Origin of the sequence: Marinicellulosiphila megalodicopiae, from assembly GCF_045862395.1 — a bacterium.
Classification (GTDB): Bacteria; Pseudomonadota; Gammaproteobacteria; order Pseudomonadales; family Natronospirillaceae; genus Marinicellulosiphila; species Marinicellulosiphila megalodicopiae.
In genome coordinates this window covers 2,425,449-2,446,858 of sequence record NZ_AP023087.1, presented here as the reverse complement: position 1 = coordinate 2,446,858, position 21,410 = coordinate 2,425,449, and the positions used below count along the sequence as shown (strand labels likewise).

Sequence of the window (21,410 nt, the reverse complement as noted above, 5' to 3'; positions counted from 1 at the left end):
AACCGACGCAAAACACTCCTCCTTCTTTGTGTTTCGCTTCGCGAAGTTTACACAAAGAAGGCTCCGCATTTTGTGCGGTTTATTTGGGCGTTCAGGCTGTAGAAAAATTAAAACCACAAAAAATCATCGTGCGGAGAGTGGCTTAAAATTATTTTTTAATGCCATAACCTATCTAGATTTTAAAAAACGAGGCTATTTTTAGCCTATTAAATAAACAATTTTTTAACTGGTTGTAGAAAGTTAATTTTTCTACAGCCTCGTTATATGCAAATCATCCAAAGGAAAAATCATGCGCATTAATGAAACTGAATACGAAAATGCATTGAAAGTATTTTTAAATAATTCCATTATTGCTCAGCAACTATTGGGTGAAGATGATACACCTAAGTCGTGGAAAAAATCACCTTTAGATAATGTTGATAATAATGAAAGGTTAAGTATATTACTTAATGAATTGAAAGGATGGGTAGTTTTAAAATCAGAAGAACTAGAAGAATTTGAAGGTGATGATTTGATAAGGCTTACAGGTGAGGCTGTTGGCTGTATGTATGCTATCCGAGAATTAGAATTTTGCTTCCCCGAGTTAAAAAGCATATAACAAAGCAAATTAAAACCGACGCAAAACACTCCACCTTCTTTGTGTTTCGCTTCGCGAAGTATACACAAAGAAGGCTCCGCGTTGTTGCGCGGTTTATTTGGGCGTTCAGGCTGTAGAAAAATTAAAACCACAAAAAATCATCGTGCGGTGAGTGGCTTAAAATTATTTTTTAATGCCATAACCTATCTAGATTTTAAAAAACGAGGCTATTTTTAGCCTATAAAATAAACAATTTTTTAACTGGTTGTAGAAAGTTAATTTTTCTACAGCCTCGTTATGAACCTTATGAGCTCCGAATTAAAAGTAAATGTAAAATTTTTATCCCATCAAAATGGAGGAAGAAAGGTACTACCTGAAGACTTGTTATCAAGTGGTATGTATCGACCGCATTTTGTTGTAATCGATAAAAAAAATTCAGAAGAATATTTGGGTGTTGCCTTCATTAGTCAATCAAAAAAATTAATTGCTGAAGAAGAAGTTATTGCAACAGCTATTAAGATGTATGAAAACGTAGATTATACTGAACTTACTATAGGGACTACCTTCACTATTAGAGAAGGTAGTGCAATAATTGGGTATGGCACCGTAATTTCAAGCGGTACATAACAAAGCTAATCAAAACCGACGCAAAACACTCCGGCTTCTTTGTGTTTCGCTTCGCGAAGTATACACAAAGAAGCCTCCGCGTTGTTGCGTGGTTTATTAGAGCGTTAGTTGCCAGGTAATCTATGAAACAAATAATTGTACTACTAGCTTTTACAGTTTTAAGCTTTCTAAGTTATTCAAATGACATTCAAGAAACTTGGGATAATTTTGATAAAGAATATCTAATTTCAATAGCCAATAAAGATTACGAAAGAGCTTTAGAAATAGCATTTGAACCTGGAGAGCAATCGACACTTATTTCCTGAAAAATCATGAATAGACTTAATGCCTCCCGATTGATTATGTTAATTAAAGACCCAAACGTTGATTTTGTTTTATCAACGTAATTAATTCATCCGATGCACTGTAATTTGAATATTCATGATTTTTAAATACATCAATTGTTTTATCAATAATGTTATTAATCTGTTTGTCTTTTAAATTACAGTAATTGCCAAACTCAATTAAATCATTACGAGTAAAATCATCTTGTTTAGCATTTAAAGTTATTTGATGTTTACTGGTCCATTGCCCTAATGGATCATATGAGTAGGTTAAATCAAAAGCAGGTGATAACGACCAATTACCTTGTTTGTCCATTAAGAAACCAAAGTTCTTGGTATGATCATCCTGGTTACGACCAATAATATTAAATACTGCACGTTTGAATATTTCTGTCACAGCAGATTGGCCAAGTTTCATTTGTTTGACTAATAACACTAATTGTTCGTATGAATAGGTCCCAGCAGTATCGCGATGGGCATGGGCTAGGGCGCACCAAGAAGCATAATGCAGTTTTTCCAATCGTTTTTTGTTGTTGTCCCAATAACGATCAAATCGTTCAATTAGAAAATGTAGTTTTTTATCACTGTCTTGAGTATTAATAACTTTGGTAGCAGGGGTGGCTATGCCACATTGATTTGCAATCTGAAAATAATTGTATTCAATTTCAGTCATGCCTTTAGGATCTTTAGAATCACGATCAGAATTACTTTCACTATCAAACTTAATTAAGTAATAACTAAAACCTTCTCCATGGTCAACGGTTCCATCAAACAGGGTTTCACTTTTATCGTGAGAAATAGCAACTAAAGCTTTTGCTCTAGCACCACCCGCACTAGAACCTACTCGAATAAATTTGATGGCTTGTTCGTGATCTTGATTCGATTGCAGATTTTTTGCTAACTCACTTTTATTGTTTAATACCATATCGGCTAGTTGTTCCAAAGATTTTAAATCCAACACATTCTTTGAGGCATTATCGCCCAAATTAACCATAGGTACATATTCCAAAGCACCCATCGCTCGATTACCGATATAAGCGAGTCGATCTAAAGCGGTAATATCTTCAACTGGTATATTTTTTTGTGCCATATACTGATCAATTAAAGAAGAGCCAAACTTATCAGGTAAACTATCAGCAAAAATGCCAGGTAATCCTTTAAATGTTCGTTCACTGATATCGGTGAATGCGTGGAGTTTTTGTTGACGTTTCATTTTGATTGGCGAAATTTCAATTGGGATGGACATCATTTCATCTGTGTATTCAAAATAAATAGTAGGACTATCAGCTTTTGCCCAACCAATTACACCAATTTTAGTTCCCCATAAATACACTTCTAATTGATTAATATCACTCATCATTGCCCCACTTAATCTCATTTACTTTTGAAGTTTGAGTAGGTTTTCGAACTCTTTTCTTTTTGATAACGTCTGTTTTTTCAAAAGTAATTTTTTCTGGCATTTCAAACAGAGTTTCCAACTTATCAAGCTCGCCAATGCCCCTTAAAATAGAAATAAGACCATCTAAACGAATCGCATTTTTATTATGAGTAAATCGATTGACGGTAAGTTTATTAGTACCGCCTTGTTCACAAACTTGATCAACTGTTAAATTTTTAAATAAGCGTAACTGTTCAAACTGCTTTCCTAAATCTTCCATAATTTGAGCGTCAGTCATTAATTGATATTTCATAATACGTCTTCTATATATTTTTAAAGTATCATTTGTGATACTTTGAGTCAAAATTTAAAACATTAAGTATCATTTATGGTAGTTTATGATAGCGATAATAGCAAGATTCAAAAATTAATTGGCTCACAATAAGGAAAAATGATTAGTTGTAGAATATAAAGGAGTGAAGTCACGATAGGAAGAAGACTCCTAAGAAAAGATGGGGGAATTGAAGATTCATAGACATTAAGAAATATTTCAACTGCCAAATGGCAATATTGATAAATAAGCTGTCACAAATCAATTACATGATTATCAACAAATACCATCAAAACTCACCTACAAAGCAATAATCATCGACTGTTTTCTATATGAATGTAAGGACTAATTGAGTGAAATCCAATGGTCAATCATTTATGATGACCATTGGATTAGGAAATTAAAACATTCAAAAAGGTTATATATGAACATACGAAATAATCCATTCGCTGTCTCGAAACTAATGACACTCATATTTTTTACGGCAATGTCTATGAAAAGCATATCAACCACTACAGAGCCCGATGTATTTATTCACTACGCGATGTTCTTTAGCGCAAAACATAAATCATTCACCACTGAGGCATTATTAGAACAATGTGATTTAAATGAAGTGACACAAATAGAGTCATTTGATTCACCGGTAAAAGGACCAAGTGTGTTCATTAGCAAAAACAGTCTTGAAGAGCTAGCTGTTCCCAGTATGCAATTATTACAGTATTTTGGACGAGGGTTTAATCAAAGCCAAGCCGAAAAAATAATGAGTTCTGCATTTTCAGTGTCGCTTGTAGCAATGGGGCCATTTGATAAACAGCACTCACTATTCAAAACAATATCAAAATGTGCCGCAAGCATGAGTAACACATATGATTCTTTTGTTTTTGATGTAGCCGACTCACTTACATTTACCCCTGAGGCCTTTCAACAAATACGACTAAATGAATTAAACCAAAACCTGATGAGTGCTAAGCAATTTGGCGTACGAGCTTATCGAGTAGAAGAAGGAGTCAGAAGTGTAAGCATGGGCCTTGAGAAATTTGGTCAATACAATTTGGTCATTGAAAATTTTTCAGAACATCATATGGGATACATAGATAAATTTTTCAACTTAGTTCTACAACAGGTTATCGAGTCCGATCATAAAATAACTGAAGGTAAACTGACGATTGATGTTTCAACAATTACAAATAAACATGTGCGTAACAACATAAACGAATTTATAGACACCAACGGAACTGGCAAAACAACCATTACACTAGAAATCGCTAAACCATTAGACGGTGACCCACAAAAATTATTAGCAATTCGATTTAAATCAAAACTTGGCGAACCACTATGGACTGAACAATCTGAATTACTAAAATCAGTTTTTGGCAAAGACCGCGCAGTATCTAATGTCACACAATCCATAAGTTTGGAAGCTGCTATTATCGAAGCAAGAAATAAAGCAAGAACAATTTTAGAAAATGGACATACACTAGAAGCTGATGGGATAAGAATGCTCATTGCAACAGAATTAACCGATGCACCAGAAGTAGTTTGGGTAGAAGTAAAAGCATTTAATGGAACAAGTGGGATAGGTGTATTACTCAGCCAACCTAAAAGTAACGACCGTTTAAAATCAGGATCGGAATATGAATTTACATTTGAATCCATTATGGATTTTAAATTATATGGACCAGAGGGCTTAATTGATCAAGGTGGTATAGATGAAATAGCGCGTTCGCAATAATGCATTTTGTTTAATCCAGATAAGTTCCTGAAAGAATAGTAGCTACTTACATTGATGTGCTTAGTTTTAAAGCACATCAATGTTTTAAAATAAATCGCCCTCTCTCCCTTCAAAAAATGCCCCTGTATCGAACGGATCATGTGAAGCGAATTTTTATCCCAAAAGGTAAAGATAAACTTCGTCCGCTTGGATTACCGACGGTAAAAGATAAGTTAGTGCAACAGTGCGCCAGTCAAATTCTGCAAAGTATTTGTGAGGCGGATTTCTTACCAAATAGCTATGGCTATCGCCCAAACAAAAGTGCGCATCAAGCGATTTATAGTCTTAATCTAAATCTTCAATATAAGAATTATCATTATATTGTTGAGGCAGACATTAAAGGTTTCTTTAATGAGTTGGATCATAAATGGTTAATGGACATGTTGAAACTACGAGTGGATGATCAAGCGTTTCTAAACTTGATTAATTAGTGGTTAAAAGCGAAGGTGAAAATACCTGAAGGTGAGTGTGTAAAATCGAAATCAGGTTCACCACAGGGTGGTGTAATTAGCCCTGTGCTAGCCAATATCTATTTACATTATGCGCTGGATTTATGGTTTGAAAAAGTCGTGAAACCCAAAATAAAAGGTAAGGCAATGTTGATTCGTTATGCGGATGATTTTGTTTGTGCTTTTGAAATGGAAGAAGACGCGGCCAGATTTTATCAATCATTACCCGAGAGATTAAGAAAGTTTGGTCTTGAATTAGCTAAAGAGAAAACAAACTTAATCAAGTTTAGTGCATATTTTCCGAGTAGAAAGCACCGTTTTGAGTTTCTTGGGTTTGCCTTTAATTGGTGTAAAGATAAAAAGGGAAAACCAAGATTAAGACGTCGAACTTCTACTAAAAAGATGCGTGCTAGTTTTGAAAAATATTATGATTTTATCAAGACGTCGCGATCAAGAAGGTTAAATTGTTGGTTGCCAGAGCTGAGAAGGAAATTAATTGGATTTCAAAATTATTTTGGACTTCCAGATAATAGTCGAAGTTTATCAACGTTATCAAATTTTGTGATACACAGTTTGTTCAAGTGGTTGAATAGGCGAAGTGGTCGTAAAAGTTATAACTGGCAAAATTACATGAAGATGTTAGAGTATTTTAAAATTAAGCCGATGCGAGTTAGCAAGAAATACATAGTTGTTGACTGGTATTAAATAGTTTGCCTTTACACGGGTGAATAAACTGAAGAGCCGGATGCGGTAATTCCGCACGTCCGGATCTGTACGGGGTCGGCTCAGTAATGGGTCGTTCTACCGTGATTGCGTGTACTTAGATCGAGAGAAATATGAATAATGGAAAGTGTGTTTGCGGTGAAATTTCATATGAGATAGACGAAAAAATTGAAACATTGTACCAATGTCATTGTTCAATTTGTCAGATTCAGACGGGTTCATCGTGCCAAACCGGAGCATTTGTTAGTGCGCTAAATTTTAAATGGTGTTCTGGCGAAGATAAAATTATTACCTACAGCAAGCAAACAGGTTACAGTTATTCTTTTTGTAGCTGTTGTGGCGCAACTGTTCCAAATATGTTTCGTTCGGGTGATAAATATTGGGTTCCCGCTGGGGCAATGTTAGGATTGAAGGGTGCGCAAATTAAAAACCATATATTTGTATCAGACAGGGCGGAATGGGACCATATAGCTGGTAACGGCATGCAGCATCCTGGCTTCTATCCCGTATACGCATAATAAATAAGAATAGGTTGCGCGTAGCCGCAACTACTTTGATTTAAATTAACCTATTGTTGGTCATTCCAAAGCATCCTGCTGTCATGCCATTAGTGCATCCATGCACGTCATCACCCGGTCTTCATTTATAGTGTATTTCTTTTCTGTGACTTTTTCTGGGTTTTGGCTTCCTTCAACTTTTTCATGTTTAAAATTTGAGAGGCATCCTTACTCTCATTCTACTGTTTCCTTTTTTTGGGTAATTCTTAATTAATTCAGTGTCATATAATATTTTTACCCCATTAGTTTTCTGATTTAAACCTATCCCGTATACCTATCCTTTTTTACGCCCTGATCGTTCGCATTTTTTCTATCTTCATTTTTGATTTTATAAATCCACAAAATGTCATTACTTTTTTACAGCAAGGACAGATGACTTCGTAATGAAACGATTCACAAAGTTCAGGCAAGGTTACTCTTAGCATGAGTTGGATTTTCATTAATAATGTTCGATTTGAGCCATGCAATAATCCATAATTTCTAACTCGCTGAAATCCTTTTGGTAATACATGTTGCAATAATCTTAATAAAAAATTCATGATAGGTTCTGTTTTTACGACATATTGCTTACTTATACTGTCTTTATATCGCCATGTCAGTTGGTCTTGTTTTAATGACAGTAGGTTTTTTTCGCTGAATACACCTCGATATAAATATTGAGACAGGTATTTTAATGCAGGCGAACCATTGCCTATTTTTTTGCAATGCGCAATCCAGTTTTTTGGATAGGTGGTTGGGCAATGGATATCTTGAGTTTTTAAGGATTCTATAAATTTAGCTCTAAACACACTGCTTAAATTTTTGGTGTTAAACAAGTATTTTTTTCGTTTAGCTTGCCAGTTTTTTTGTTTTTTATTGCCTCCTTTAGGTTTTGGTTTGGCTTGAATATTAAGCTGTTGTTCTATGTGTTCGATAAATTTAGGTGTGCCTAAATACCCAAGATTTATTCGTGCATTCTCGAATATCTTGAATGAGTGTAATCCCAATTTCTTGCGGGATTATTCTCCATCTTTGTTAGTTTGAGATTCAGTTCAATATATCAACTGGCAGTTGAAAAATAATTATGGGTGTCTATGAGAGTTGTATGAGAGTTGTATGAGAGTTGGGTTTATTGATGGGGGAGGGAAGTCTTTAAAGCTTACGATTAAAAACACAGATAAATGTAATTAACATTTATCTGTGTCAGATTTTTGATTCAACTTTAATTATTTAATTACATCCAATATATTCATCTGAAACCGCAATATCATCAAACCAAACATCTTCAACCCCTTTAGTGTCACCAAACGCTCTCCAGCCAAAGGTAATGTAGTTCCCTAACTCAGGATGATCACTGAAATATTGGGCGGGTGTTTTTTCCCAATCTGTTGGTGATATGGCTGCAAAGGTTTGAACGCCATTTACCCATGCAATTGCTTGATCAAATACTGGATCTTTGATCATTGCAAATTCCACACAAACCCATTCATTTGCTGGAATGATGGTGGTTGGAACAATTTTGGTTGTAGAGTCATCAATTGAATTGGGTAGAAATGCCGATAGTACTTTGTCTTTTGCTGCGCCAAAACGTAACTCTTCTTGATTTGACCCATCAAGTGCCGTTGAATACGCCATAAAGTGTACATGGTTCCCACTTGCTCCGTATTCTCCACCGCCTAATTCTGCAGGAAGGTACATCCAAGCACGAGAATAAAATGCATCTTGATCTGTTGGTAAATCTTGGACTAAGAAGGTGGGTTTAATAACTGAGTTCGATGTTTTCACTCTTACTGAATTTGTTCCAGAGTAGGCTTTGGTCGTATCAATTAACACAAACGATGAGTTTCCTGGATTGTTAAGTGAGCTATTAACGCCATATTCAACCCAGGTTTTCCAGCCAGCTGGAATGGCGTTATGTTCTTGATTTTCAAAGTTATCAAAAATATACGCATTTTCAGGTTGCTCGCCTCTTGTTGGTGTCGCGTCAATGGCTAAAACTAAATCACTCCAGTCTTGTTCGTTGTTTGCGTCGGTTATTTGATCTGCTGGCATCGCGCCATGGTCTATACCATTTGGTACATCAATTAAAGTTTGAGTGTCATTGTCCTTGATGTAATTTTTTAATGCCAATTCCACATCTTCCGGTGCAAATGAATCAAACATTAAAGGTTTGGCTTGTGAGCTTTCATGGCATTCAAAACAAGTTTGCTCAACAATATTAGTGGACACTCTTTGCAGTAATTCTATGTATAAAGTATCAATCACATTAATGGTTTTCTCTAATGATTTACTAGAGCTTCCACTTGTAATTGTTAATGTGATTGTCTTGTTACCACCGGTAGAAAAGGTATAACTTGGGATCGCATCCATAGAAGTATACTCACCATTAAAATCCCACAAATAAGTGAATGCAGCAGTTCCAGCAGACTCTGTTGAGTCAGCAGTCACAACCATAGAATTTTGAGATAATTCAAAAGCAGGCTCTAAAATCACACGCTGAAGAGTGTCATCACAACCAATTCTTTCAGTAGAAACCACAATGTCATCAAAATATAATGTGTTTTGATTTTGTGAGAAACTATGCCACCCAAATACAATTTCATGGAACATGTCACTCATCCAATGATCGTCTACGCTATCTTTGATATTTGTAAAATCTGAGTTTTGTTCAATTGAGTGAACCAACACGCCGTCTGCCCAAGAGTATAATTTTGATACCTCTTGAGTGTCATCAAAACCAACTTCTAAACAATACCATTGATCAGCATTCACAATATGCTCACCAAAATTCTCAGATTGTGGATCAGGCGCACCGTCATCAATATTAGGATTGTTATTTACTAATGTTGTGCCAATTGCGCCTTTCGCTTCACCCCAGCGTACTTCTTTGTTAGCCGGATTTGGATCGTCACTTCGCAAAGCAATAATATGGTCATGATTTGTGTTAGCTAACCCTCCCATTTGCAGAGTCTGTTTGACATAGACCCTTGTGTAAATTTTGTTTGCAGACGCAGGTAAAGCTTTGAAAATTTGCATTGGTCCATTTTCAGGGCCAATTATTCTTAATGATTTTTCTCCAGAATTGGAGTCGGTGGAGATGACATTAATTTTGGTATTATAATTTCCAATGTAAGGATTTTTTTGGTAATCCGCAAAAATACTCCATCCAGCTGGTTGAGAATCATCATCATACTGCTCAAAGTTTTCTTCAAATATAATTGCTGGATTAACTTCACTTTCACTGATAGTGATAGTTTGAGAATAGGAATCGCTTTGTCCTTGTAGATTGCTAATCACCAAGGTGATAACTTTCTCGCCTTCGGTTGTGAATTGATAGAAAGACGTCCTGCCTGATCCTGTGGATTCTGAGTTAAAGTCCCAGGCATACGTTAAATTGTCGCCTGCAGATAATGCCGCATCGACAGTAATTAATAAATCAGCAGTTTGGGCAGTAAACATTGCAACTGGAAGCATCGATTCAGAAATGGTGACATCAGTATATACAGCGTCTGAGCTTAGGTTTTCAGTATCGGTTACAACTAAAGAAACGCTGTAAGTTTCAGCTGTATCAAAACTATATTCAAGTGTACTGTTACTTTCATCCAAGACTAAAACATCATCAATAAACCACTGGTAAGTAAGCGTCGTTCCATCTTCAGTATCGTTTGAGCCTGCGCTATCAAAAGTAACGACTTCATTAATTAGTGCTTCTGATAAATCAGAAGTGATTACAGCAATTGGTGCGCTATTGAAGACTACATCGCTAATTACAACATCCATGCTGACAGAATCTGAATCTAAGTTTTCAGTATCGGTTACAACTAAAGAAACCTTGTAAGTTTCAGCTGTTTCAAAACTATATTCAAAAGTACTGTTAGTTTCATTCAATACTAAAACATCATCAATAAACCATTGATAAGTAAGCGTCGTTCCGTCTTCAGTATCGTTTGAGCCTGCGCTATCAAAAGTAACGACTTCATTAATTAGTGCTTCTGATAAATCAGAAGTGATTACAGCAATTGGTGCGCTATTGAAAACTACATCGCTAATTACAACATCCATGCTGACAGAATCTGAATCTAAGTTTTCAGTATCAGTTACAACTAACGAAACGCTGTAAGTTTCAGCTGTTTCAAAACTATATTCAAAAGTACTGTTAGTTTCATTCAATACTAAAACATCATCAATAAACCATTGATAAGTTAGCGTCGTTCCGTCTTCAGTATCGTTTGAGCCTGCGCTATCAAAAGTAACGACTTCATTAATTAGTGCTTCTGATAAATCAGAAGTGATTACAGCAATTGGTGCGCTATTTGATATAACTTCAGTGATAATCACGTCAGTACTTACTAAGTCAGACGCTAGGTTTTCGGTATCCGTTACTATTAACGAAACGCTGTAAGTTTCAGCTGTTTCAAAACTATATTCAAAAGTACTATTAGTTTCATTTAATACTAAAACATCATCAATAAACCATTGATAAGTAAGCGTCGTTCCGTCTTCAGTATCGTTTGAGCCTGCGCTATCAAAAGTAACGACTTCATTAATTAGTGCTTCTGATAAATCAGAAGTGATTACAGCAATTGGTGCGCTATTTGATATAACTTCAGTGATAATCACGTCAGTACTTACTAAGTCAGACGCTAGGTTTTCGGTATCCGTTACTATTAACGAAACGCTGTAAGTTTCAGCTGTATCAAAACTATATTCAAAAGTACTATTAGTTTCATTTAATACTAAAACATCATTAATAAACCACTGGTAAGTAAGCGTCGTTCCATCTTCAATATCGTTTGAGCCTGCGCTATCAAAAGTAACGACTTCATTAATTAGTGCTTCTGATAAATCAGAAGTGATTACAGCAATTGGTGCGCTATTGAAAACTACATCGCTAATTACAGCATCCATGCTGACAGAATCTGAATCTAAGTTTTCAGTATCAGTTACAACTAACGAAACGCTGTAAGTTTCAGCTGTTTCAAAACTATATTCAAAAGTACTGTTAGTTTCATTCAATACTAAAACATCATCAATAAACCATTGATAAGTTAGCGTCGTTCCGTCTTCAGTATCGTTTGAGCCTGCGCTATCAAAAGTAACGACTTCATTAATTAGTGCTTCTGATAAATCAGAAGTGATTACAGCAATTGGTGCGCTATTTGATATAACTTCAGTGATAATCACGTCAGTACTTACTAAGTCAGACGCTAGGTTTTCGGTATCCGTTACTATTAACGAAACGCTATATGTATTAGCTGATACAAACGTATGTTCGAGCGTACTGTTTGTTTCTGCAGCAATTAACACATCATCAATAAACCATTGGTAGGTAAGGTTAGTGCCATCTTCTGTATCATTTGATCCAGTACTATCAAAAGTGATGGACTCAGTTGTATTAGCAGTAAGGGTATCGGCTAAAATTATTGCTGTTGGAGCCCTGTTTAAAATCACGGTAATGTCTGGAGTAAAACTTATGTTTTCAATGATAATGCTTGAGGACAACTCACCATCTGAAGTGGTTAATCTTAATGTATGTTTGCCAGATAAAACTTCATCATTAACAAAATATTGTTGAGTTAAATCAAGTTGTGCATCGGATGATAAAACTTGATTATTCACGGACCAAGTATGGGTCAGTGTCGCTGAATCGGAGTCTGTTGAAGTTGCTAAAAGAGTGGTTTCTTGCTTTAAAAAAGAAGCAATAGGCGGTTGGTTGATGGGCGTTTCAGGGTCTTTTTGTTCAAATGGATTGTCAATACAACCTACCAGAAGGGTTGAAAATATAAGGGGGATAATGGATTTTGGCAATAATCTATGCAGCATAGTTTTTTCCTTCAATTAAAAAGTGGTTTGAATTTTTGCGCGATTGTAACAGTTTTTAATTCATTAATAATTAAGCTTGAATATTTAATTTTTAAGTGAATTGATAGGGATGTTATTGTTGGGTAGGTTTGAATGGATGGTGGTGGGATTTTTTTTATGAGTTGAAATGCGGAGGTTTATTTATTTAAAATCAAACAAACATTCTTGATGTTGGCTAACTTCAAAAAATACCCTGTCATTTATTTCTATTTTTCCACTGTTAATCACTTTACAGCAAACACCCGCTGCATAAGATGTGTTTAATGCGTTTTGTAATCCTTTAAATTGGAAATCCAATTGAATGCAAGGTTCACACTCTTGAGTGATTTCTAATACAGCTTTTCCAATGCGAACATAATTACCAATGTCAGAAGATGAAAATTGCTTACCACTTACAAGTAAGTTGGCGCGGCGAGTTAGCCAGCTTATATTAGGTTGATGGATAGCGTCACAAGCTTGTTGCCAACTTTCTTGGCTTAAAAGAGTGATCTGTCTTGGTCCGAATTTTCCTCTTGTGTCATTTTCTAGACCTGAATATCTGCTGATTAACGCTTGATTCAGTTCAATCATGGGTTGATTTTTGTGAATGCGCTTGGCGATTGAGATCAGTTTTATAGGGGGAGTTTGCATCGAATGAATCGCTAATTGAGTTTGATTTTGGGCCAAGTTTAACAAAAAAAGCCACTTAGCTGTTTTTTAGATTAAAGAAATTTTCAAAATCACGAATAGGTACCGTAACGGCGCTTCTCAAAGGCTGACAAATGCATACAGGCTCCGTATAATCGCAACTTTAAATAAATTTGTAATCAAAGGTTAAGTTATGTTGAAGCGTGTAGTAATTACGGGCATGGGTGTGGTTTCAAGTATTGGTAATAATATCAAAGAAGTTTCTGAATCTTTAAAAGAGGGTAAATCAGGTATTCGTTTTCAAGATATCTATGCAGAAAAAGGATTTCGTTCTCATGTTGCTGGTAATATCCAAAATTTTGAAACAGAAATAGATCGTAAACATAAGCGTTTTATGGGTGATTCAGCTTTGTATACTTATGAAGCTATGTTACAAGCGATCAAAATGGCAGGCCTTGAAGAGAATCAAGTGAGTAATTTACGTACTGGATTATTGGCAGGTTCTGGTGGTGCAACCACTCAAGATATCGTTGAAGCGAATCAAATTTTAGAAACTAAAGGCATTAAGCGTGTTGGGCCATATCGAGTAACCTCAACCATGGGTTCAACAGTTTCAGCCTGTCTTGCAACATCGTTTAAAATTAAAGGTTTAAATATGACCATGTCATCTGCTTGTGCCACTAGTGCGCATTGTATCGGTGAAGGGTTTGAAAAAATTCAATGGGGTAAACAAGACATCGTTTTTGCAGGTGGTGGTGAAGCTGAACATTACACACAATCAGTATTGTTTGATGCAATGGGAGCATTTTCAAGTAAATACAATGACACCCCAACAACAGCATCGCGTCCATATGATGCCAACCGTGATGGGTTTGTAATTGCAGGTGGAGGCGGAATCGTAGTTTTAGAAGAATTAGAGCACGCTAAAGCACGTGGCGCGAATATTTTGGCAGAAGTAGTTGGCTATGGCACGGCATCTGATGGTTACGATATGGTTGCTCCAAGTGGAGATGGTGCATATCAATCAATGAAATATGCGATCGAGCAAGCGGGCACTGATAAAATTGATTACATCAATACTCATGGTACATCTACGCCAGCTGGGGATATTGTTGAAGTTAAAGCAATGAAACGTGCATTTGGTGAAGGTAATTTTCCAAAATTTGCATCCACTAAATCATTAACGGGGCATTCATTAGGTGCTGCAGGTGTCCATGAGGCAGTATATTCGTTAATTATGATGCAAGAGAATTTTATTGCAGCCTCTGCAAACGTAACGGAATTAGATCCTGAAGTAGAAGGATTGCCGTTAGTTCAAGAGAAACTTGAAAATCAAGATATCAAATACGCAATGAGCAATAGTTTTGGATTTGGTGGCACTAACGTTAGTTTAGTATTTAAAAAATACGAAGCTTAATTGCCTTTAACATGATTGCCTTTGGTTAGGCAGTCATGAAATTTGCAATAGTGGTTTTATTGAATGATTGTAATATTGAATGATGGTCATATTGAATAGCTGTTTTATTAAATTGTGGAAGTAAATGATGGACATTAATAATGTAACGATAGTCGGTGGAACTCATGGCAACGAGTTGTCAGGTATTTATGTTGTTAAATATCTTCAATCACAACCTCAAATACTTGAAAAATACGATTTAGATATTCAATTTTTATTGGCTAATGAACAGGCCATTAAAAAGAATGTGCGTTATGTGGATCAAGATTTAAATCGTCAATTTTCTTTAGAGTTATTAAGTCAGTCCATCCAAAATATCGAAGCGAATCGTGCTAGACAAATCAATCAATTGATTGGAACCCAAGCCAAGCAGCAAACTGATTTTATTATTGATCTGCATACCACCACAACAAATATGGGGTTAACCCTGGTAATTAACCAAGATAGCGTGTTTCATCGTAAATTAGTGGCGTACATTCAGCAAGAACTTCCAGAAGTGAATATCTTTTTTGAGCCAACTGAACAAACTGAAGATAATTTTTTATTGTCCATTGCAAAATATTCTGGACTATTAATAGAAGTAGGGCCAATCGCTCAAGGCACATTAAAACAAGAAGTATATGAGCAAACATTAAGTGCTGTTTTTGCTTGTCTTAAATTTATAAAATTATATAAAGAAGACATACAAATACCTTTACCTAAGTCGGTTTGTGCGTATCAATTTATACAGAAAATACCATTTATGCTAAACGAGCAAAATGAAATAGTGGGAATGATTCATCAGGATTTTGATTCTCAAGATTATCAGCCTTTAGAGCAAGGTGACCCTATTTTTAAAACGTTAGACGGTCAAGATATCTGTTTTGAAAATAATTACGATCAAATTGGCATGTTAACCGCTTGTTTTATTAATGAGGCTGCGTATTATGACAAAAAAGACGCATTTAGCTTAATGAAAAAAATTGAACTGGAAATCTCATGATTAAAAAATTCATACTGATCGCAATCCTTATTTTACCTGTCATGGCGCATTCATATGTGGGGTTAAGTTATTCCGCAGGCGCTGGAACGCGTGGTGGTTTTTTTGTAGGTATGTTTATCATAGGTGATTGGGCAATAGAAACTCATTATTGGGAGCCTAATAAAAATATCAATTATGGATTGTCTATTAAGCATTACAATAATGAAAGAATGAAATATATTGTGTTCGATTTTGCTAATAAGGTGCCAAAATTTAAAAATGATACCACTGTGCATCATGAAAGAGGATTGCAAATTGGTGTGGGTCAAAATTTATTTAAAACAACCAAATTTGAATTTCCGGTTGAGCTAGGTGTTGGATATTTACATGACTGGGAAGATAAAAAATGGGAAACGGTTTTTTATGCAAATGCTGGAATTATTTATTAATTCATTAAATAAATTGGGATTTTTTACGAGAAATATCCCGAATAAGAAAACGACCAGGATGTAAATGATCGAGTAAATCAATTTCAAGTGGCAATGATTGATGATCAATTAATCTTGAAATGATATCTGCGCACATGCTTGCTGTACTTGCCCCCTTTGAACCAAATCCCACATTAATATATAGACCCTCATAAATTGGTGCCGCCTTAATGCTCCGCAGCTGCGGATTTTGAATATGTTGAAATTGCAAAGAGTATTGTTTAGCTGGGACACAAGGACCAACAATGGGCATATAGTCAGGTGTTGTGCATCTGAATCCTGTATTGCCAATTGATTTAGTTGGATCAAATTCCCCTTGAATGCTTGGAATCATGGTTTCTATATTTTGAATATTTTTAATATTGTCTGAATCTCGTACCTGACTGTCATCGTCTTTTAAATCAAAAGTGGCACCAAAACAATGAACGCCATTTTCAGCAGGGGTAATATAATGTTCGCCACAAATGATGGTTTTAAGATCCTTAGATAAACGACCAGTTGGCGCTGAGGTGACTTGGCCGCGAATTTTTTTTAAGGGTAAGTGCTTGGTTTGTTTAAATTGTATGGCACTAAACGCATTACAAATTACCACCTGATCAAATTCAAATATTTCATTATTGTTTGAGGTTAATCGCCAAGTGTTATCTGTATTTTGATCAATTGAAGTGATTTGTGTGTTACCAACAAACTCAGCATGTTGTGACCAATATTTGCATAATGATTTAGGTGTTGCCATTGCGCCTAATGGATAGAATAATCCGTTTTTATCGATGTTAATTCCAGATATTTCAGATAATTCACTGTTATTTTTAACTTGAAAAATATCATCAAAGTACAAACCACACTCAACTAACTCTTGTTGTTTTTTTAATTCTTTTTCGTTATGAATTAATTGAATCATGCCACAAGTTTCAATTGGTAATGAATCCAATTGTGTTTGACGCAAACTATGAAAAAAAGCAGAAAGATAAAATCGATTGTTATAACTATTTTTACTTCCGGGTTTTAAATAAATGGCAGCTTTAGGATTGCTTGAGGCTCCTTGTGCAATTTTAGCTTGCTGATCAAAAATTGTGACGCTGTGATTTTTTTTATTCAAGGCATAGGCTGTGGCGCATCCTGAAAATCCAGCTCCTATAATGGCTATTTTTTTAGTTTTAAAACGTTTTTTGATTGGATCTAATGAATAAAATTGATTGCTTTTTGGGCGTAAAGGTCCACATTTTCCAATAAAGGTGGCCGTCAGCATTTCACGTTTTTTTGCGAATCCTTTTTTTGTTTTTATTTTGAATCCAGCACCAAGTAATCCATCCTTAACTACTCGAGCGCAGCTAAAAGTTGAAAGGGTAGTTTCTAAATGACTTAATCTGCTGACTTGATCAAATAATTGCGTGTCCCACATTTTTTCATTATTTGTAGGCATGAACCCATCTAAAAACCATGCATCAATTGATGAATGAGCTTGAGAAAACCCTATTGTTGCATCGCTAAAAATCAATGTTAATGTCACATTGCCAAAATACAATGTATGAAACCCAGGCAACAGTTTTGGGTATTGAGCGATCAACTGATCATATAAAGGTTTAAGTTCATTAAAAGGTGCTATGGCATTAATTAAATCTTTTTTTGTTAGTGGATGTTTTTCAGCTGAAAAAAAGTGCAAAGTGCTACATTTTGCAGTATTTGCGAGATTGAATAATTGCCAAGTTTTTAAAAAATTAAGCCCCGTTCCAAAACCCGTTTCAGCAATAGTGAAAGTTTGATTGTCTTGTAATTGAGAAAAACGTTGTTTGAGGTTGTTGGCATTTAAAAAATTATGTTCAATTTCTTCTAACGCACCTTGATTGGAATAATATTGATCAGAATATAACTCACTTATTAGTGTGCCTCGAGGGTTATAACTGATCTTTGCTGGGATAATTGGTCTGTTCACTAGTGTACGGGTAATGTGTCTTCAAATTCTATTAATTGATTTAGCCATTGCTCAAAATAGGTTTTCGGCAAAACTATATCGCTAAGTGAAAAGCTGCGCATCTGTTCAAGTGTGTAGGAACTTGCGATAAAAAGCTCCCACTGCACAATGACATCATCTGATACCTGTATGTGAAAAGCTTTTACGTCATTTTCATGTTGTTCGCGAAAACGAACACACCACTCAATGATTTGAAAATGAGTAAACCGTGACATGGACCCAAGTAAACCTTGGGCCAAAATTTCCATCAACGATTCTTTTGTGTATGCTTTGCTGATTGGATCATCTTGCCAAGCCATATCAGCTCCAACCGTCTTTGCGGCTATTTTTCTTAGGAAGATTAATTAAAATTAAACTTAACACCACGCCTAAACAAACCAGTGCTGCACCTGTAATCCAAGAGCGAGTGGTATTTGAGGCTTTATAGGAGGCAAGTTCAATCTGTGCTTTTTCTAGATCCGATTCAAGCATGGATTTTTTCTTTAGTAGCTGAGAGTTTTCACTGTCTAGTGTCAGTTCTTTTTTAGATAATAATTCAAGACTGTTATATTTTGCTTTTAATTCAGTTAATTCTTTTTTTAATGCTTTTTTCTCTTCAAGTTCTTTTAGTGTGTCCTTGTGAACATTAATGTATTCATTATGTTCAGTTTGAAGTAATTCAAAATCTTCTTTTAATTTTTCTAATTGAACGGATGCAACCGGTTCATCTAAGACAAATCGTTTATTGATCCAACCTATATTACCTGAAGGGGCTTTGACCTTATCGTAAATGCTGGATTCAGTTTCACTGATTACTTCAAGTAGGGCACCAGAATACAAGGTTTCTAATGGTGTATATTGACTTGCTGGAACATCTCTTAAATGAATGGCTTGATTATCTGACAGCCATGCATTTTTTGAAAATGCCGATAATGAGACAGAAGCAATTAAAATACTGATCGCAATGTTAAATTGAAATTTCATATTGTGTTCCTTTAAGGTAGTACTAGTTTGAATGGTTTTACTACTACGCTGGCATAAACGCCTGCTTTTATATAAGGGTCGGTATCAGCCCAAGCTTGAGCGTCTTCCAAGCTGTCAAATTGCGCAACAACTGTTGATCCTGTAAATCCTGCGTCACCAGGATCATTACTGTCAATGGCAGGGTTCGGGCCTGCAAGAATTAATCTGCCTTGAGCGTTTAGTGTTTTAAGTCGTTCTAAATGCGCAGGTCTTGATTGCACTCTAAGTGGTAAACTATTTTCCACATCTTGACTGATGATACTGTATAACATGAAAACCCTTAATGTTAATTTAAATTCTGGATATTTTTTGACTTACTATTTTGAGTAAGTTCATTGGTAAAATAAAATTGTAATATAAAGATGCTAAATAAATGTGTTTTGAATTGTTAGTGTATGGAGATTTTTCAAAAATCATATATTTGTTCAATGTCGTAGCACTATGAAGCACTATACAGTCAGCCATAATAAAACTACACTTGGCAGCTGTCCACCAAACTAAGGTCATTAATGTGTTTGATTCTCAAAAAAACTATGTAATTGCTGATTTGCATAGTCATAGTACTGCATCAGACGGTATGTTAAGTCCCAAAGCGATGTATGAGCGAGCTCAAGAAAAAGGAATCGAAATTTACGCATTAACTGATCATGATACAGTTGATGGTTATTTATCGATCAAAGAGCTTGCTAATAAAGAAGGTGTCCCAAAATTAATCAGTGGCATTGAATGGTCAACTTTATACAAAGGTATGAATATCCATATTGTGGGTTTGAATTTTGATGCTAACCATCCAGCCGTGACTTCTGCAATCAATGAGTTGCAAAACACTCGTGATCAGCGTTCATTTATTATTGTTGAGCGTTTGCAAAAGGCAGGACTTAACATTACTTATGAAGATGTGAAAGCATTAAGTGGAGATAACCATCCTGCAAGACCACATTTTGCGCGATATTTAGTGGATTCTGGACAGGTTAAAAATAGTCAAGCTGCCTTTAATAAGTACTTAGGGGCAGGCAAACCCGGTGATGTTAAAACCAATTTTCCTAGTATTGAAGAAGTAATTAAAATCACTCAAGCAGCGGGTGGTATAGCCGTATTTGCTCATCCTCATAAATATAAAATGACACAAACAAAACTGATAAGTTGTATTGAGTATTTTAAATCAGCAGGTGGTAATGCCGTCGAGTTAGGCGTTGCGCAAATGAATCCACAATTACGCAAGCGACTAACTTTAGTGTGCAAAGAGCTCGAACTTAAAGGCTCAAGTGGCAGTGATTTTCATCAACCAGATTTATCATGGTGCGAATTAGGAAAATTCGAACATGTACCAAAAGAAATTGAACCTATTTGGATTGATTTTAAATAAACTAACCATGTCAAAATTGGCAATAAAAAAATATGTGGGAAATATTATGTCCGTTAACAAACTTTTAACATCATTAACGTTGTGTTGTATGGCACTTTGTTCAACGCATGCTGTTTCAGCAGTTGAGTCAACGTGGTATGGCTCTTTTAATACTGGGGTGCGCTTTAATAGTACGCCTATAACGCAAAGCAAAGATCTTGAAGTATATAATGATCAAGGATCGTTTATCGGTTTGGATGCTTATTCTGGATACGATACGTTTTATGTCAGAGGCAGATTAGAAGTAGACATGAACGGTTCCACTTTAGGAGGCAACTTAACTACTAAACAAAGCTTTGTTGAGCTGGGGCAAAATGGCGGATTTTATCGTATTGGGTCAATCATGTCGTTAGTGACGCAAATTATGGTTCAACCGAATAATATTATGCATTCTCAGCGTTCAATGGAACACATTGCTTTTAATCATTCTGAAAGTGCAGCCCCTTATAAATCCAATGTATTTCAAATGCAGTTTCCATATGAACAAAATTTAATGACTTATTTCGAATTTGAAATGGACGCAGAAGATGGGGATGAATTATTTAATGATTATACTGCAGGCATTGGAATTGTAAGTGATGAAGGTTCTATTACTTACATGACATTCAAAGATAATATAAATAATGAAAAATATTGGGCAATTGCTTTGGATTATCGATCAGCTCAATCAAAATATGCAATCACGTATTCCAAAGGAGAAGGGGTGAATACTTGGGATACTGCATTGTCTTATCAAAGTAATACATTAATTACTAAATCTTCTTTGCATGTTTTAGATTTACCTGATTTAGTCGAAGCTAATTTAATGCTTGGCATGGATTTTTTAATTGGTGAACAGGGGGTTGCATATTTTGAATATTCTCGATTATTTGATCAGCAGGGCGCTTATGATTTGTCAGCTGGTATACGCATAGATTTTTAA

General features: G+C 35.5%; 19 protein-coding genes and 1 pseudogene. 11 read left to right on the top strand and 9 right to left on the bottom strand.

Annotated features, from left to right (window positions below; translation table 11 throughout):
- Positions 1–289 precede the first annotated feature (289 nt).
- From TYM08_RS10415 to TYM08_RS10405, 3 genes are all read left to right on the top strand, one after another.
- A complete protein-coding gene (locus TYM08_RS10415; RefSeq protein WP_422379082.1) occupies positions 290–598 on the top strand; it encodes a hypothetical protein in 309 nt (102 codons plus the stop codon).
- A 285-nt stretch (positions 599–883) separates the two neighbouring features.
- Positions 884–1,204 carry a hypothetical protein gene (locus TYM08_RS10410; protein WP_422379081.1) on the top strand — a complete coding sequence of 107 codons (321 nt, stop codon included), beginning with the start codon at positions 884–886 and terminating at the stop codon, positions 1,202–1,204.
- A gap of 122 nt (positions 1,205–1,326) precedes the next feature.
- On the top strand, positions 1,327–1,509 hold the full coding sequence (locus TYM08_RS10405) for a hypothetical protein (RefSeq protein WP_422379080.1): 183 nt from the start codon (positions 1,327–1,329) through the stop codon (positions 1,507–1,509).
- Between the two features lie 43 nt (positions 1,510–1,552).
- Here the strand turns inward: TYM08_RS10405 and TYM08_RS10400 are convergent, their stop codons facing one another.
- Together TYM08_RS10400 and TYM08_RS10395 are read right to left on the bottom strand one after the other, a co-directional pair.
- On the bottom strand, positions 1,553–2,884 hold the full coding sequence (locus TYM08_RS10400; RefSeq protein ID WP_422379079.1) for a type II toxin-antitoxin system HipA family toxin: 1,332 nt from the start codon (positions 2,882–2,884) through the stop codon (positions 1,553–1,555).
- Positions 2,877–3,218 (bottom strand): hypothetical protein, encoded by a 342-nt coding sequence (locus tag TYM08_RS10395; protein ID WP_422379078.1) that lies wholly within the window; start codon positions 3,216–3,218, stop codon positions 2,877–2,879. The genes TYM08_RS10400 and TYM08_RS10395 overlap by 8 nt, the downstream gene beginning before the upstream one ends.
- A 511-nt stretch (positions 3,219–3,729) precedes the next feature.
- Here TYM08_RS10395 and TYM08_RS10390 point away from each other — a divergent pair.
- The 3 genes and pseudogenes from TYM08_RS10390 (at position 3,730) to TYM08_RS10380 (ending at position 6,697) form a co-directional block, all read left to right on the top strand.
- Entirely contained in the window at positions 3,730–4,968 is a 1,239-nt protein-coding gene (locus TYM08_RS10390) for a hypothetical protein (RefSeq protein WP_422379077.1), read from the top strand.
- Positions 4,969–5,084: 116 nt separating this feature from the next.
- A pseudogene (gene ltrA / locus TYM08_RS10385) lies at positions 5,085–6,161 on the top strand (group II intron reverse transcriptase/maturase).
- A gap of 131 nt (positions 6,162–6,292) precedes the next feature.
- Positions 6,293–6,697: a GFA family protein gene (locus TYM08_RS10380; RefSeq protein WP_422379076.1), complete on the top strand. Its 405-nt coding sequence runs from the start codon at positions 6,293–6,295 to the stop codon at positions 6,695–6,697.
- Between the two features lie 323 nt (positions 6,698–7,020).
- Here TYM08_RS10380 and TYM08_RS10375 read toward each other — a convergent pair whose 3' ends face one another.
- The 3 genes from TYM08_RS10375 to TYM08_RS10365 all read right to left on the bottom strand — a co-directional run bounded on the left by TYM08_RS10375 (position 7,021) and on the right by TYM08_RS10365 (position 13,252).
- A complete protein-coding gene (locus TYM08_RS10375; RefSeq protein WP_422379075.1) occupies positions 7,021–7,722 on the bottom strand; it encodes an IS91 family transposase in 702 nt (233 codons plus the stop codon).
- A gap of 223 nt (positions 7,723–7,945) precedes the next feature.
- On the bottom strand, positions 7,946–12,538 hold the full coding sequence (locus TYM08_RS10370; RefSeq protein WP_422379074.1) for a PKD domain-containing protein: 4,593 nt from the start codon (positions 12,536–12,538) through the stop codon (positions 7,946–7,948).
- Positions 12,539–12,718: 180 nt separating this feature from the next.
- Positions 12,719–13,252 carry an MOSC domain-containing protein gene (locus TYM08_RS10365; RefSeq protein ID WP_422379073.1) on the bottom strand — a complete coding sequence of 178 codons (534 nt, stop codon included), beginning with the start codon at positions 13,250–13,252 and terminating at the stop codon, positions 12,719–12,721.
- Between the two features lie 148 nt (positions 13,253–13,400).
- On the opposite strand from TYM08_RS10365, the gene TYM08_RS10360 reads away from it, so the two are divergent.
- The 3 genes from TYM08_RS10360 to TYM08_RS10350 all read left to right on the top strand — a co-directional run bounded on the left by TYM08_RS10360 (position 13,401) and on the right by TYM08_RS10350 (position 16,070).
- A complete protein-coding gene (locus tag TYM08_RS10360) occupies positions 13,401–14,621 on the top strand; it encodes a beta-ketoacyl-ACP synthase II (RefSeq protein WP_422382829.1) in 1,221 nt (406 codons plus the stop codon).
- 124 nt (positions 14,622–14,745) lie between these two features.
- A complete protein-coding gene (locus tag TYM08_RS10355; RefSeq protein ID WP_422379072.1) occupies positions 14,746–15,642 on the top strand; it encodes an aspartoacylase in 897 nt (298 codons plus the stop codon).
- Complete coding sequence (locus TYM08_RS10350; protein WP_422379071.1) at positions 15,639–16,070, top strand: hypothetical protein; 432 nt, start codon at positions 15,639–15,641, stop codon at positions 16,068–16,070. Before TYM08_RS10355 ends, TYM08_RS10350 begins: the two co-directional genes overlap by 4 nt.
- Positions 16,071–16,074: 4 nt before the next feature.
- Here the strand turns inward: TYM08_RS10350 and mnmC are convergent, their stop codons facing one another.
- Genes mnmC through TYM08_RS10330 form a run of 4 tightly spaced genes read right to left on the bottom strand, consistent with a single transcriptional unit; the run spans position 16,075 to position 19,355 of the window.
- The gene (gene mnmC / locus TYM08_RS10345; protein ID WP_422379070.1) at positions 16,075–18,042 is read right to left on the bottom strand and encodes a bifunctional tRNA (5-methylaminomethyl-2-thiouridine)(34)-methyltransferase MnmD/FAD-dependent 5-carboxymethylaminomethyl-2-thiouridine(34) oxidoreductase MnmC; all 1,968 of its coding nucleotides are present in this window, start codon (positions 18,040–18,042) and stop codon (positions 16,075–16,077) included.
- A complete protein-coding gene (locus tag TYM08_RS10340; protein ID WP_422379069.1) occupies positions 18,042–18,380 on the bottom strand; it encodes a hypothetical protein in 339 nt (112 codons plus the stop codon). Before TYM08_RS10340 ends, mnmC begins: the two co-directional genes overlap by 1 nt.
- A 1-nt stretch (position 18,381) precedes the next feature.
- Positions 18,382–19,044, bottom strand: coding sequence for a TIGR04211 family SH3 domain-containing protein (locus TYM08_RS10335; protein ID WP_422379068.1), 663 nt, complete (start codon positions 19,042–19,044; stop codon positions 18,382–18,384).
- An 11-nt stretch (positions 19,045–19,055) separates the two neighbouring features.
- On the bottom strand, positions 19,056–19,355 hold the full coding sequence (locus TYM08_RS10330; RefSeq protein ID WP_422379067.1) for a YciI family protein: 300 nt from the start codon (positions 19,353–19,355) through the stop codon (positions 19,056–19,058).
- 239 nt (positions 19,356–19,594) lie between these two features.
- Here TYM08_RS10330 and TYM08_RS10325 point away from each other — a divergent pair, with 239 nt between their 5' ends.
- Both TYM08_RS10325 and TYM08_RS10320 read left to right on the top strand, forming a co-directional pair.
- The gene (locus TYM08_RS10325; protein ID WP_422379066.1) at positions 19,595–20,449 is read left to right on the top strand and encodes a PHP domain-containing protein; all 855 of its coding nucleotides are present in this window, start codon (positions 19,595–19,597) and stop codon (positions 20,447–20,449) included.
- Positions 20,450–20,495: 46 nt separating this feature from the next.
- A complete protein-coding gene (locus TYM08_RS10320) occupies positions 20,496–21,410 on the top strand; it encodes a hypothetical protein (protein ID WP_422379065.1) in 915 nt (304 codons plus the stop codon).